This window comes from Gryllotalpicola protaetiae, from assembly GCF_003627055.1.
Classification (GTDB): Bacteria; Actinomycetota; Actinomycetes; order Actinomycetales; family Microbacteriaceae; genus Gryllotalpicola; species Gryllotalpicola protaetiae.
In genome coordinates, this window is sequence record NZ_CP032624.1 from 2,119,956 (window position 1) to 2,132,568 (window position 12,613).

The 12,613-nt window shown below is 66.2% G+C and carries 15 protein-coding genes; 11 read left to right on the top strand and 4 right to left on the bottom strand.

The window, feature by feature from the left end; translation table 11 throughout:
• Nucleotides 1-13 precede the first annotated feature (13 nt).
• The 3 genes from D7I44_RS10375 to D7I44_RS10385 all read left to right on the top strand — a co-directional run bounded on the left by D7I44_RS10375 (nt 14) and on the right by D7I44_RS10385 (nt 1,845).
• Entirely contained in the window at nt 14-751 is a 738-nt protein-coding gene (locus tag D7I44_RS10375; protein ID WP_120789433.1) for an SDR family NAD(P)-dependent oxidoreductase, read from the top strand.
• A 19-nt stretch (nt 752-770) separates the two neighbouring features.
• Nucleotides 771-1,085 (top strand): hypothetical protein, encoded by a 315-nt coding sequence (locus D7I44_RS10380; protein ID WP_120789434.1) that lies wholly within the window; start codon nt 771-773, stop codon nt 1,083-1,085.
• A 61-nt stretch (nt 1,086-1,146) separates the two neighbouring features.
• A complete protein-coding gene (locus tag D7I44_RS10385; protein WP_120789435.1) occupies nt 1,147-1,845 on the top strand; it encodes an SDR family oxidoreductase in 699 nt (232 codons plus the stop codon).
• Here the strand turns inward: D7I44_RS10385 and D7I44_RS10390 are convergent.
• A complete protein-coding gene (locus D7I44_RS10390; RefSeq protein ID WP_120789436.1) occupies nt 1,838-3,040 on the bottom strand; it encodes an MFS transporter in 1,203 nt (400 codons plus the stop codon). The two genes, D7I44_RS10385 and D7I44_RS10390, sit on opposite strands and share 8 nt — an antisense overlap.
• Before the next feature lie 82 nt (nt 3,041-3,122).
• Entirely contained in the window at nt 3,123-3,830 is a 708-nt protein-coding gene (locus D7I44_RS10395) for an alpha/beta fold hydrolase (RefSeq protein ID WP_120789437.1), read from the bottom strand.
• Nucleotides 3,831-4,035: 205 nt separating this feature from the next.
• Between D7I44_RS10395 and D7I44_RS10400 the strand changes: the two genes are divergently transcribed.
• A complete protein-coding gene (locus tag D7I44_RS10400) occupies nt 4,036-4,752 on the top strand; it encodes an SDR family oxidoreductase (protein ID WP_120789438.1) in 717 nt (238 codons plus the stop codon).
• Nucleotides 4,753-4,755: 3 nt separating this feature from the next.
• On the opposite strand, the gene D7I44_RS10405 is transcribed toward D7I44_RS10400, so the two are convergent.
• A complete protein-coding gene (locus D7I44_RS10405) occupies nt 4,756-5,280 on the bottom strand; it encodes a winged helix-turn-helix transcriptional regulator (RefSeq protein WP_120789439.1) in 525 nt (174 codons plus the stop codon).
• 105 nt (nt 5,281-5,385) lie between these two features.
• Here D7I44_RS10405 and D7I44_RS10410 point away from each other — a divergent pair, with 105 nt between their 5' ends.
• From D7I44_RS10410 to D7I44_RS10420, 3 genes are read left to right on the top strand one after another with little or no spacing between them, the layout of a single operon-like run.
• Nucleotides 5,386-6,249, top strand: coding sequence for an enoyl-CoA hydratase/isomerase family protein (locus tag D7I44_RS10410; protein WP_120789440.1), 864 nt, complete (start codon nt 5,386-5,388; stop codon nt 6,247-6,249).
• Nucleotides 6,250-6,304: 55 nt separating this feature from the next.
• Nucleotides 6,305-7,555 carry an MFS transporter gene (locus D7I44_RS10415; RefSeq protein ID WP_162940207.1) on the top strand — a complete coding sequence of 417 codons (1,251 nt, stop codon included), beginning with the start codon at nt 6,305-6,307 and terminating at the stop codon, nt 7,553-7,555.
• 5 nt (nt 7,556-7,560) lie between these two features.
• The gene (locus D7I44_RS10420) at nt 7,561-8,775 is read left to right on the top strand and encodes a low temperature requirement protein A (RefSeq protein WP_120789442.1); all 1,215 of its coding nucleotides are present in this window, start codon (nt 7,561-7,563) and stop codon (nt 8,773-8,775) included.
• A gap of 55 nt (nt 8,776-8,830) precedes the next feature.
• On the opposite strand, the gene D7I44_RS10425 is transcribed toward D7I44_RS10420, so the two are convergent.
• Nucleotides 8,831-9,283 carry a carboxymuconolactone decarboxylase family protein gene (locus D7I44_RS10425; protein WP_120789443.1) on the bottom strand — a complete coding sequence of 151 codons (453 nt, stop codon included), beginning with the start codon at nt 9,281-9,283 and terminating at the stop codon, nt 8,831-8,833.
• 86 nt (nt 9,284-9,369) lie between these two features.
• Here D7I44_RS10425 and D7I44_RS10430 point away from each other — a divergent pair, with 86 nt between their 5' ends.
• The 4 genes from D7I44_RS10430 (at nt 9,370) to D7I44_RS10445 (ending at nt 12,596) form a co-directional block, all read left to right on the top strand.
• Nucleotides 9,370-10,239, top strand: a complete 870-nt coding sequence (locus D7I44_RS10430; RefSeq protein ID WP_120789444.1) for a sigma-70 family RNA polymerase sigma factor — start codon at nt 9,370-9,372, stop codon at nt 10,237-10,239.
• A gap of 111 nt (nt 10,240-10,350) precedes the next feature.
• Complete coding sequence (locus tag D7I44_RS18685; RefSeq protein WP_162940208.1) at nt 10,351-11,193, top strand: phosphotransferase; 843 nt, start codon at nt 10,351-10,353, stop codon at nt 11,191-11,193.
• Between the two features lie 180 nt (nt 11,194-11,373).
• Nucleotides 11,374-12,159: an SDR family NAD(P)-dependent oxidoreductase gene (locus tag D7I44_RS10440; protein ID WP_120789446.1), complete on the top strand. Its 786-nt coding sequence runs from the start codon at nt 11,374-11,376 to the stop codon at nt 12,157-12,159.
• Entirely contained in the window at nt 12,129-12,596 is a 468-nt protein-coding gene (locus tag D7I44_RS10445) for a MarR family winged helix-turn-helix transcriptional regulator (RefSeq protein ID WP_220093758.1), read from the top strand. Before D7I44_RS10440 ends, D7I44_RS10445 begins: the two co-directional genes overlap by 31 nt.
• Nucleotides 12,597-12,613 lie beyond the last annotated feature (17 nt).

A 12,613-nucleotide genomic window follows, 5' to 3' on the forward strand; every position in this document is an offset into this window, starting at 1 on the left:
AAGGATCGCGCCCATGGCCATCGGGCTAGGAAACCAAACCGTCGTCGTGCTCGGGGGAACGTCGGGGATCGGCTACGAGGTTGCGCGGCAGGCGCACGCGGCCGGTGCCACGGTGCTGATCACCGGCCGCGACCAGAAGCGGCTCGACGCAGCTACGCGCTCCCTGCCCGGGACCACCGGCAGCCGCTTCGATGTCACGAACCGCGACGAGCTGGCAGCCTTCCTCGCCGCCGCGGAGGCACCCATAGGGCACGTCTTCGTCGGAGCCGGATCGCCGTACTACGCCCTGCTCGCAGACCTCGACGCACACGAAGCTGCACACGCGGTAGGAGGAGCGCTCGAGCTGATGATCAACCTCGCACAACTCGCGGCGCCACGCATGGCCGAAGGCGGCACCCTGCTCTTCATGGGAGGGACGGCGGCGCGGCATCCCGCCCCCGGACTGACCGCCATCGGTGCCTCTATCGGCGCGACAAGTGCCGCCGTGGCGAACCTTGCGCTCGAAATCGCTCCCGTGCGCATGAACCTCATCGCCGCAGGGTTCGTCGACACGCCGCTGTCCGCACGGCTCCTGGGAGAGAACCTTGAGGTCAGGCGGCAGGAGCTGCGCTCCACACTGCCGATTCGGCGCGTCGTACAGGCCACCGACGTCGCCTCGCTCGCCATCCACCTGATGGAGAACACCGCCATCACCGGAGCGGTGATCGACATCGACGGCGGCCAGCAGCTGCTTCCTACCGTCGGCGCGTGAATGAAAGGGGAGAACCCGAATGTACGAAGACAACCAATTCGAGCTCGTCGCACTGGAACGGGAAACCGACCCTGACCTCGACGTGGCTCGCGACGGAGGAAGACTGTCCGTCCACGGTCGCGCCTTCATCGTCTACGCCAACGGAACACTTCTGGCAAACCTGCCGACCGTCCGCGCAACCGACCTGATCACACGCGGCGTTGCCACAGCGGCGGCCGCCGTCGAGCCCGGGCCGGGGCGCTGGGTAGCGATCTCCGACACCGAGGATTGGTCGGAACTGGCAGAAGAGTCCCACCAATTCGTCGGCGAACCGCCGGTCGGCCGGGCATCGTGATCCGGAATCAACGAGAGCGCGCGGTCTCGCTGCGCCGCGACAGAAACTGAGGCACGCAACAGTGAACATTGAAAACTCCGTCGTCCTAATCACGGGGGCCAACGGCGGGCTGGGGGCGGAGTTCGTAGAACAGGCGCTGAGCCGCGGCGCTCAGCGGGTATACGCGAGCGCTCGGACCCCCCGCCCTTGGTCCAGTGGGCGGGTTGTGCCGCTCTCCTTGGATGTCACATCGCAGGAATCAATCGACAAGGCTGCTGCCATCGCCACTGATGTCGACATCGTGATCAACAACGCCGGCCGAAACACCCGCCAAGGGCTCCTGGACAGCGAGCTCGAGACGACGCGCGCGATCTTCGAGACGAACGTCTTCGGGCAGATTGCGGTCACGAAGGCCTTCGCCCCGGCGCTCGCGGCGCATGGAGGCGGCGCACTGGTCAATGTGCTTTCCGTGATGAGCTGGGTTCCACGCCGTGGCGCATACAACCCATCGAAGGCGGCGTTCTGGTCCGTCACGAACTCCCTCCGACTGGAGCTCGCCGCACAGAACACGCAGGTAGTGGGTGCGCATCTCAGCTTCACCGACACGCCCATGACCGCCGACCTGACGGTGCCGAAAGCGACCGCGGCCGACATCGTCCGGGCGATCTACGACGGCGTCCAGAACGGTGAGATCGAGGTGCTCGCGGACGAGCCGAGCCGAAACGTCAAGGCTCTTCTCGCCGGCGACGTGCGCAACCTCGAGGGCGCCCTCTTCACGTAGTCGTGTCGACCTCGTCTGGTGCCGGCTCCTGCCCGGGATGCATCTGGGCGGGGCCGTCGCGCCGAATGCGATAGGCGATCAGAGCAGCGACGACTCCGCCGGCCACGGCCACGACGGCCCCGAAGTAGGGCGTCGCTCCGACTCCGAACCAGTTGACGACACGACCTCCACCGAACGAGCCGGCGGCGATGCCGACGTTGAACGCGGAAACCGTCAGCGACGCCGCGATCTGAGGGATGTCCGGGGCTGCGGCTACGACGAGCAGTTGCAGGAATGTCGCCATCCCGAAACCGACCGCTCCCCAGAGCACCAGCGCGACGAGTGTGCCCGCGAGCGAATGAGCCACTGCGCCTACGAGGATCAGCGCGGCAGCGAGCCCGAACAGGCCACCGGCCGGACTGGACGATGGGAACCGGTCTCCGATCGGCCCCGCGGCAAAGGTGCCGGCGGCCGCGGCCGCCCCGAAGACGATCAGCACCGCGCTGACGGCGGACGGAGCGACGTCGGTCACGCGGATGAGAAGGGGGCTGATGTACGTGTATGCGAGCAGGTTGGCGGCGAAGCCCAGCGCGGCCACAAGAAGGGCAACCAACAGCCGGGGGCGGACAGCAAGCCGCAACTGCCTCCCCAGACCCACCGAGGGTCCCGGCTGTACCGGCCTGAGCAGTGCCCAGTTGAGCACGAGGGCGAGGAACCCGAGGGCGGAGATCGCCACAAACGGGCTCCGCCATCCCCAATGGTCGCCAAGGAGTGCACCCAGCGGCACCCCGACGACGAGCGCCACCGTCAGGCCGCCGAACAATACGGCGACGGCCTTTCCCCGGCGGTTCTCGTCGACCAGCCCGAGAGCTAGCGCGACGGCGGTCGCAACGAAGCTTGCGTGGCTGAATGAGGCCAGCACGCGCGCAATGACCAGAATTCCGAAGCTCGGGGCGAACGCGGTCGCGAGATTAGCGAGGATGAAGATGCCCATCCAAAACAGCAGGAGTCGTTTCCGCTCGAAGCGACCGGTCACGGCCACAAGTACCGGCCCGGCGACGGCGATCCCGATCGCATAGGACGTCACAAGCAGTCCTGCTGTCGCGATCGGCACATGGAAGCTGCCGGAGATGTCCGGCAGGATCCCCACGACTACGAATTCGGTGGTGCCGATGGTGAACATGCTGAACGCCAGGGCAATGATGGCGGCGGGCATCTGTCTCCGTTCACGCGCCCCGGTTCCTCTGGACGCTGACTGGCGGTGGGCCGCCGGCGGGCGGCCCACCAGGGATTGCGACTTATACCGTCGCGTGAACTGCGTCGAGGATCACTGCGGCGACCTCGTGCGAGCGTGAGAGGGCGATCGAGTGGGATCCGCCCTCCAGCTCGGTGAGCTTCGCGCCGACCTTCGCTGCCGCGGCGCGCTGGTAGGACGGGTCCGCCGCCTTGTCCTCAGTGCCGAGAACCCACCAGGAGGGGAGTCTGCGCCAGGCGGGCTCGACCGCCAGGGGCTCCCCGAGGCCGAGCGCCGATACCGGACGCTGGTTCACGGCTCCGGCCGCAGCCTCGTCGTCGGTCACGTCGGCGGCAAAAACCTCGCGGTAGCGCTCGGCCTGGATCGTCAGATCCGGGAGATCCGAGCCCGGCGCCGTCCAGGGCGCAAGAGCCTCGGTGAGCGGAGGGGCCGGGAAGTCAGCGCTGGAGCTCTGAGCGCTCTCGCCCTTGTCGATTCCGAACGCCCCGACGAAGACCAGCGCCTTCACGTTCTCAGCGCCGCTCGCCGCGTAGGTGATGACCGGGCCGCCATAGCTGTGGCCGACCAGCACCACGTCTCCCGGCGTTTGGGCGACGACGCTCGAGACGTACTCGCCGTCAGAGCTGAGACCACGCAGCGGGTTCGCCACAGTCCGCGCCTCCACTCCCTCGTCGCGCAAATGCGCAATCACCTTGTTCCATGAGGCGCCGTCCGTGAACGCGCCGTGCACCAGAAGCACAGTTGCCGACATGGCAGATTCCCTTTCGTTTTCGGCAAATTACGGCCCTCAGCGGGCTTGCTGTGCGCCGATGCCGCTGGCGCCGCACAACCTGTCTAGCATTCTGCAAGTTAGGGTAGCACTGCCGGTCTCCGCGACGGATGCCGCCGCCATATGAGGGCTGCAACACGGTGTCTGGTGGCCGCGCACCCCACTCCCACGATTTGAAAGAGGCATCATGGTTTCTTTGAACAACGCCGTCGTTCTCGTCACCGGCGCGAATGGCGGCCTCGGGCGAGAGTTCGTCGCCCAAGCGCTGCAGCGAGGGGCTGCCAAGGTCTATGCCACCGCGCGGACTCCGCAGGAGTGGAGAGATCCGCGAGTGGTCGCCTTGAGGTTGGACGTGACTGACTCCGAGTCGATTGCCGCGGCAGCGGCCGAGGCAGCTGACACCACCGTCGTGGTGAACAACGCCGGGATCTACCGCCTGGAGGACCATCTCATCTCCTCTACGACGGAAGAGATTCGGGCGATGTTCGAGACCAACTTCTTCGGTCCCGTCGAGGTGGTGCGCCGCTTCGCTCCGGTGCTGGCGCGCAACGGCGGTGGTGCTGTCCTAGACGTTCATTCCGTGCTGAGCTGGATCGGCCTGGCGGGCTCGTACAGTGCGGCGAAGGCGGCACTGTGGTCGGCGACCAACTCGTTCCGCCTGGAGCTGGCCGGCCAGGGCACCCATGTGACCGGACTCCACGTCGGATACATCGACACGCCGATGATCGCCGCCGTCGACGCCCCCAAGAACGACCCGGCCGACGTCGTCAAGGCAGCGCTGGATGGCGTCGAGGCTGAGGAGTACGAGGTACTTGCTGATGAGCTGACCGTCAACGTCAAGGCTGGGCTGTCCGCCCGAATCGAGGATCTCTACTCGGAGCTTGCGGCCACTCGCGCCAACTAGCAGCTAAGCGCCATCGCGGTGCCGGGCCGGCGTCTCTTCTCCAGAGAGCGCCGACCCGGCTGGCGAAGGCGCGAACACCAGCGGGGAGTCCCCCGAGACCTCCCTGTTCGGCTCCACGAGCCCGAGAGCCACCGCCGCGCCAGTGCCGGCGTCGAGGACCGTCACAGGCCACTGGCCGGCAAGCATCTGCTCGGACCCCCATACCGCCAGGGCGAGCACCACGGGCAGCAGCGCCTCGCCGCGGGCGGTGAGCACGTACTCCTCCCGCCCCCGGCTCCCGGGCTCCCGATACGGCCTCGTGGCCAGGATCTGGGCCTGGACGAGCTCATGGAGGCGTGAGGCCACGACCGAGCCGGTGAGGCCTGTTCGACCGACGAAATCGTGGAACCGGGTCGTCCCATAGTGAGCCTCCCGGATGATCAGCATCGTCGGCCTTGTTCCGATGACGCTCACCGCCGCGTCGATCGGGCATCCCTCGTGGCGCCATGCGCCATCGGGCTCCAGCCGCTCGTCGATGTGGATCGTCATATCCCGACGCTATCGTGGATATTGAAATGCAAGTCAGGCCGGCGCGCCCAGAATCTTTTGTTACGCTAGCTTGCGTTTTGATAGTCAGCTATTTAGGCTGTGCCCATGTCATTCCTCAACTCCTTCCGCCCCGAGCAGTTCCGGCTCACGGCTGAGTCCGACACGTTCTGGCGCGTCACATTCACGAACCCCCCGGTGAACGTCATCGGTCCCGCAATGATCCGCGAGCTCAAGGAGCTCCTGACCGAACTCGAGACCGACCCGGGCGTGAACGTCGTCGTCTTCGACAGCGACAACCCCGACTACTACCTCGCCCACTACGACCTCGTGGCGAACCCGGCCGAGGCCGAATCTCTGCCCAGTCCCACCGGCTTCGCGGCCTGGCCGGACGTCCTGGTGCGCCTCAGCAAGATCCCGGCGGTCACGATCAGCGCCATCCGTGGGATTGCTCGCGGCGCCGGGAGCGAGTTCGTACTCGCCACCGACATCCGCTTCGCCAGCCGGGAGAAGGCGATCCTCGGCCAGATGGAGGTCGGCTTCAGCGCCCTGCCGGGCGGGGGAGCGCAGGCCCGGCTCAGCCCACTGGTCGGCCGGGCCCGCAGCTTCGAGATCCTCCTGAGCGGGTCGGACTTCGACGGGGACCTCGCCGAGCGATACGGCTACGTGAACCGGGCCGTTCCCGATGCGTCGTTCACGCAGTTCGTCACAGACTGGGCGACCCGCGTCTCGAAGTGGGACCCCCGCGTCATCCGCGAGATTAAGGCGGCCGTCAACGCGGTCACACTGCCCGCGGACGCCCTGTTCCCGCCCCAGTCTGACGCGTTCTGGGCAGCGGCCGCCCAGCCTCGCTTCCAGGCGGTAAAGGATGCCCTGGTCGCCCAGGGCCTCCAGCAGATCAGCGACATCGAGCTCAACCTCGGCGACCAGATCGCCGAGGTCGCCGAGAAGGCGTTTGCGGAGATCCAGTAACAGCGGGGCGGGGTCGAAAGGCCCCGCCCGCAACCGACCCTCGAAGGACCAGAACGTGAGCTCCCACTCGACCTTGACCGGCACAACAGGACGTGAAGACCCGGCTCCGGCCGCGCAATACAGGAGCGGGCGACGCGCTCTGGCGTTCGTCGGCATGTCATGGGTATCGATCGCGTTCGTCGCGGCATCCGCGGCACCGTCGCCGTTGTACGTCCTCTACCAGGCCGAGTGGCACTTCAGCTCATGGCTGCTCACGTTGGCGTTCTCCGTCTACGCGTTCACGCTCCTGATCGCGTTGCTCTTCGCGGGCTCGCTGTCCGACTACCTGGGCCGCCGACCCGTTCTTCTCGGCGCGATCACTCTGGAGCTGATCGCACTCGCAGGCCTCCTGTGGGCCGGAGACGTCGAATGGGTGATCCTCGCTCGCGCCCTCCAAGGCTTCGCGACCGGCGTTGCCACCGCCTCAGTATCGGCCGCGCTCACCGACTTGTCACCCCCTAGCAACCGACAGCTCGGCGCAACCGTCGCAAGCGTCACCCCGCTGGCGGGCCTGACCGTTGGTGCCCTCACAGCCGGAATCGTGATTCAGGCGACGCAGACACCGATCCGCAACGTATTCGCCGGGCTGATCGTCGCACTTGTCGTCGGCGGAGCATTTGTGCTCGTGTCGCCAGAAACAGTTGGCTACAGCCGTGGCGCGGCAGCGAGCATCGTCCCTCGGCTCGCCATCCCCCGCGCCTCGAGGCCGGCATTCATCGCCAGCTCATTCCTGAACGTCGCCGTGTGGCTGACGACGTCATTCGTCCTCGGGCTGCTCCCGCAGATCGACCGGACCGCCTTTGGCGTCAGCAGCGGGCTTGCCAACGGCGGCATCGTGGCGCTGCTGACCGCATCCGGTGCGACGGCCGTCGTGGTCTCGCGCAACCTCGCGCCTCGTCGCAGCGCATTAGTGGCCGCAACGGCCCTCGCCTCCGGGGCGGTCATCGACGCAATTGCGATCTTCAGTGGGCATCTGGGCCTCTTCATCGCGGGCTCGGTGGTCGCGGGCGCCGGCGTTGGCGTCGGCTTCGGGGGGTACATTCGCCTTGTCATGCAGACCGCTGATGCTAGACACCGGAGCGGCCTGTTCTCCGCGATGTATGTGGTGAGCTATCTCACCTTCGGGCTGCCCGTTATCGTCGCGGGCCTCCTGGCCAGCACGTTCACAACGCCGGCGGTCGCCATCGCCTATTGCGCGCTGACAGTGGTCTTCTCCGCGCTCGGCCTCGTATCCATTAATAGGTACTCGCAACGCCGTCGGGCGTGAAACCCATGAGCGATCGCCATGCGCTTCGCGAGGGAACGCCAGACCCTGAGCGCGTGACGTATGTCGAGCTGTTCTTCGACCTCGTTTTCGCCTTCGCCATCACACAGGTCTCCGGCGTCCTCGGCCCCCACCCGATGCCAGAGCACCTCGCCGAGGCGCTCGTGATCACCCTGGCGGTCTGGTGGGTGTGGGTGTACACCACATGGGCGACGAACTGGCTGAACCCCGACCGGCGGCCGATCCTGTGGCTGCTGCTCATCCTCACCGCGATTGGTCTGGTCATCAGCGAAGCGATCCCCGAGGCATTCAACTCGAAGGCGCCGCTGTTCGTCGCGGGCTATCTTGCCTTCGGGGCTGTGCGCACCGTGGGGGTGATCGCAGCGACACGGCGGAGGGCCCCTGAGATCGCGCGCGGACAGCTGCGGATCCTCGCCTGGAGCGGGGCAGCCGCTGTCGCCTGGATCTCTGGGGCGCTGGCGCCCGACGAGCGCGGGCGCCTCCTCCTGTGGGCGCTTGCGGTACTTCTCGAGTACACCGGCCCCGCGTCGTTGTTCTGGGTCCCCGGCCGCGGGCGGTCCGGATGGGATTCGTGGAAGATCCGCGGCGGTCACTTCTCGGAGCGATCGGCCCTCTTCGTCATCATCGTCCTCGGCGAGTCGATCCTGGTCATCGGCCGAGCTCTCAGCGAAGAGCGCGCCGGTGCCGGCGTCGTGTCGGCCGCGTTCTGTGCTTTCGCCAGTGCCGTTCTAATGTGGTTCCTCTATTTCGCGCACGGTCAGGAATATGGGCGTCGATTCATCTCGGCCCGCCCGGTGACGGGCCCCGTCGCTCGGGTGTCGTACACGTACCTTCACGCGGTCCTGGTCGTCGGGCTCGTCTTCGCGACGCACGGGTCGGAGCTCGCACTAGAGGCACCACGGGAGCCCGCGGACGCGATGTTCGACCTGCTCATGGTCGGAGGGACGGCCTTATATCTGCTCGGACTGCTGTCGTTCAAGGCGTCAGTTGGAGTGCGACTGCGCTCGGTCCCGGGTCACATCGTTGGCGCATTCCTGCTGCTGCCTGTCCTGCTCATCGCCGCTCTCGGATCCACCAAACCGAGCCGCCTTACGCTCGCGGTGAGCGTGACTGCGATCCTCGGCGCCGTCGTTGCCGCTGACGAGTACTTCTGGGTGCAGCGACAACGCCCCAGCCGAGAGACGACTACGGAGCATGGATAGCCGTGCACACTCGGGTGGCATCAGGTTGGCAGAGGCTTCGGGAGTTTCCGGGCGATCACCATGTCCCGGCAACTTGGTGCACTGCGACGTTGAGACGGTTCCAGACGTTGATGCTTGCAATGGTGACGAGGAGGCCGGCGAGCTCGGACTCAGTGAAATTGTCGGCTGCCGCCTGCCAGATGGAGTCAGGCACGGGGTCGGGGCGGTCGCTGAGGCGCGTGACGGCCTCGGAGAGCGCGAGCGCAGCGCGCTCCGCACCGGTGAAATGCGGTGCATCCCGCCAGGCGGCGACAGCGAATATCCGGTCATCGCTTTCACCGGCGTTCTTCAGCCTCGTTGAGTGGTCAAGTACGCAGAAACTGCAGCCATTGACCTGGCTTGCGCGCAGGCTCACAAGCTCTCTGAGCTGCGATGAGAGGCCGGCGTTCTCGGCAGACATTGACAGCGCCTGTAACGCCTTGAGGGCACCCGGCAACGTCGCCACGGGATGCTTGATTCGGGGTTCCATGAGATTCGCGTCCTTTTGTTTTCGTCACACCCACGGTTTGCCGGGGGTCATTACGTATGACCCGCCATTGCAAGGAGATGTGACCGATGACAGAGACATTCCTCTCTGACCAGTTCAGACAGCACCGGAAACGATTGCACGGCATCGCCTATCGGATGCTCGGCACCGCATCGGACGCGGACGATGCCGTACAGGAGACTTGGCTCAGGCTCGACAGCTCCGATGTGGCCTCGATCGACAACTTAGCCGGCTGGCTCACGACCGTGACCGCTCGGATATGCCTGAACATGCTGCGCTCGCGCGCAGCGCGGAGGGAAGAATCATTGGACGCCCACATTCCTGATCCGATCTTGCAAAGGGCGACGGCGAGCGATCCTGAAGGTGAGGCAGTCCTCGCGGATTCTGTGGGACTTGCACTGCTCCTCGTCCTCGATACGTTGACCCCGGCTGAGCGACTTGCCTTTGTGCTTCACGACGTATTCGCTGTCCCCTTCGACGAGCTCGCCGCGTTGCTCGACCGAACGCCGGATGCGACACGCCAGCTCGCAAGCCGAGCCCGTCGCCGCGTACGGGTGGCGACCGTCCCAGATTCCGATCGTGGCCGTCAGCGGGAGGTCGTCGAGGCCTTCTTCGCTGCCGCGCGCGGAGGCGACATCGGGCCGCTTCTGGCGGTCCTCGACCCTGAGGCGGTAATGCGCGTAGACGGAGGACCGACGCTCCCCTCGGGGGTTACACGCGGCGCGAACGTGATTGCTCGACGGGCCATGATGTTCGCCCGGCCAGACGCAGTCCTGGTACCGGTCCTCGCGACCGGTAGCCCCGCTGTCGTCGTCGTTGTGGGCGGCGAGGTCAGGTCGATCATGAGCTTTACCGTGATGCAAGGCAGGATCACCGCTATCGACGCGCTCAACGACCCGGACCGCATCCGGCATGTCGATCTCTCCGAGCTAGCGTGACGGAGATGACCCACGATGGCCCGAACAGACCGACGTCGTGCTGCATCGTGCCTCGTTGCACGGACGTCGTACCGCGTCGAAACCGTACATCACACCCGGTCGGCTAAGCAGATGAGGCACGGCGAGAGTCTCCCACCGGACGAAGTGATTGAGGTACCGCCGTCCTCGCCGCCGCGCTCAGTGTTGGACGCGTTCGGCCTTGTGGAGCCACCACGGCTGCTTTCGGGCGGTCAGGGCGCCTCATGGCTCTCAGGCGGTCTCGTTCTCAAGCCGGAGAGCGGTGCGATTCACGACTGGTTTGCGACAGTCGCTTCGACGATCAGTCCCCAGGGTTTCCGCCTCGCCACCCCCTTGCAGTCAGGCTTCGGCACATGGAGCGTCGACGGCTGGTCAGCAACCACCTGGCTCCCTGGCAGCCCGCCTGACCTGTCGACGTCGATGGGATGGGCAACGGTTCTCGCAGCTGGACGGGCATTCCACGCGAGCACCAGTTCTTTGTCGCGGCCGTCTGTCTTGTCCACCCGGACGGATCGCTGGGCCGCTGCCGATCGGATGGCATGGGGCGAGCAGAACGGGGAGCTGCGCCCCGAGTTTGCAGATGTCGCTCGGCGACTCGGCCCTCTACTGATGCCTCTCGGCGAGCCGCAGATCGTGCACGGGGATCTTACGCTCAACGTCCTGCTCGAGCCGGGTCTGGCCCCGGCGATCATTGACGTCTCGCCGTATTGGCGCCCGACCGCGTATGCCGAGGGGGTCATCGTCGCCGACGCGTTGTGCTGGCACGGAGCAGACCGCTCACTCGTTGAGCAGCTCGGCGTCCCCGCCCCGGCCATCGCACGTGCGCTGCTGTTTCGGATGCTCACCACCGCTCAGTCTCCTGAGCGGGCCGTGACCGGTTCGCTCAGCGACGAACTCCAGCGTTACGAGCGCGCCGCGACAGTGCTGGGCACTTGATTCAGCAGGAACTCTGTGCCCTGGATCGCGCTTGTGCCCGGTCGCCGACGGGGCTTCAACGGTCGGAAACACGCGCCTCGTGTTGGCGTGCTCGCTTCTCTGTGACGAGGCCGCCCCCCCAGGCCGTCGGTTGTCTTGTGCTTTCGTGTCCGACTATAGATATACATATATAATAAATATATGAACGCAAGCAGTGTTGCCGGCGACCTCGAGAACGTACGTGCGTTCGTGACTGGGGGGTCGAGCGGTCTTGGTCGCGCGATGGCGCACGCCTTGGTACATGCAGGTGCTCGTGTGGCGGTGTCGAGCCGCTACGAGCAACGAGCTCGTGCCGCCGCCGATGAGCTTGGCCCTGGAGCGGTGGGCGTGCCTCTGGACGTGCAGGACGTCGAGTCGGTGTCGGCTGCCATCGATGCGGTCTACGAGACCCTCGGTGGTATCGATCTCTTGGTGAACAACGCCGGGATCGGAATGAGGTTTGTTAACCCACGCTTCATGACCGAGCCGCAGCCGTTCTGGAAGGTCTCCGATACCGGTTTTCGTGAGGTGGTCACGACGAAGCTCGTCGGAACCTTCTTGGTCAGCCAGGCAGTTGTGCCACGCATGCTCGCTGACGGCTCCGGGAGGATAGTCACAGTCTCGATGAGCGAGACCACAATGACTCGCCGCGGCTTTGCCCCGTATGGACCGTCCGGGGCGGCCGTCGAAGCTCTCGCAAGAGTGATGGCCGCCGACCTTGAGGGCACCCCACTCACGGCAAACATCCTCTTGCCAGGAGGGGCGACAGCGACGGGCATGGTGCCCGATGAAATTGACGAGGAGGCACGCGCTCGGCTGTTGGACCCGGCAATCATGGGGCCCCCGATCGTCTGGCTCGCCTCCGCCGCGGCCGCGGGCGTCCACGACGAGCGCATCGTCGCGCGCAGCTTCGCCGCGTGGTTGAACGCTCGCGGGCAAAAGGCCTAATGGCTGGCGACGACGACGCTGCACTGACGCGGCGCGCCTGGCGAGCGATGTCCGAGCTCGCACTAGACCGTGAACGCAAAGTCGCGGCGGCTGAAGCCTTGGGGGTCAGTTGGACGCGGGTGCTCGCGCTACGGTGGCTCGCCCTAGGTCCGCAGACCCAGCGCGAACTCGCGGACCGCCTGAGCGCCGACCAGCCGTACGTCACATTGATGCTCGACGACCTCGAGAAGCTGGGGCTGCTCGAGCGCCGGCCCCACCCGACCGACCGCAGAGCCAAGATTGTGGAATTGACCGATTCGGGCCGCGCGGCGGCGGCGCGAGCCGACGCGGTCCTTGACGAGCCGCCCGCAGAACTGATCGGCGCATCGCCTGCCGATCTAGAAGCAGTGCTTCGCGTACTGGATCGGCTCAGGCCCGCGAGACGCACCGCCCACTAGCGCGGCCCCGAGGCCGT

What these genes read in the sequence shown, in the direction of transcription:
- D7I44_RS10375 (WP_120789433.1), top strand. Translation starts at nt 14, where the DNA reads ATGGCCATCGGGCTAGGAAACCAAACCGTCGTCGTGCTCGGGGGAACG.
- D7I44_RS10380 (WP_120789434.1), top strand. Translation starts at nt 771, where the DNA reads ATGTACGAAGACAACCAATTCGAGCTCGTCGCACTGGAACGGGAAACC.
- D7I44_RS10390 (WP_120789436.1), bottom strand. Translation starts at nt 3,040, where the DNA reads ATGCCCGCCGCCATCATTGCCCTGGCGTTCAGCATGTTCACCATCGGC.
- D7I44_RS10395 (WP_120789437.1), bottom strand. Translation starts at nt 3,830, where the DNA reads ATGTCGGCAACTGTGCTTCTGGTGCACGGCGCGTTCACGGACGGCGCC.
- D7I44_RS10400 (WP_120789438.1), top strand. Translation starts at nt 4,036, where the DNA reads ATGGTTTCTTTGAACAACGCCGTCGTTCTCGTCACCGGCGCGAATGGC.
- D7I44_RS10405 (WP_120789439.1), bottom strand. Translation starts at nt 5,280, where the DNA reads ATGACGATCCACATCGACGAGCGGCTGGAGCCCGATGGCGCATGGCGC.
- D7I44_RS10410 (WP_120789440.1), top strand. Translation starts at nt 5,386, where the DNA reads ATGTCATTCCTCAACTCCTTCCGCCCCGAGCAGTTCCGGCTCACGGCT.
- D7I44_RS10420 (WP_120789442.1), top strand. Translation starts at nt 7,561, where the DNA reads ATGAGCGATCGCCATGCGCTTCGCGAGGGAACGCCAGACCCTGAGCGC.
- D7I44_RS10425 (WP_120789443.1), bottom strand. Translation starts at nt 9,283, where the DNA reads ATGGAACCCCGAATCAAGCATCCCGTGGCGACGTTGCCGGGTGCCCTC.
- D7I44_RS10430 (WP_120789444.1), top strand. Translation starts at nt 9,370, where the DNA reads ATGACAGAGACATTCCTCTCTGACCAGTTCAGACAGCACCGGAAACGA.
- D7I44_RS18685 (WP_162940208.1), top strand. Translation starts at nt 10,351, where the DNA reads ATGAGGCACGGCGAGAGTCTCCCACCGGACGAAGTGATTGAGGTACCG.
- D7I44_RS10440 (WP_120789446.1), top strand. Translation starts at nt 11,374, where the DNA reads ATGAACGCAAGCAGTGTTGCCGGCGACCTCGAGAACGTACGTGCGTTC.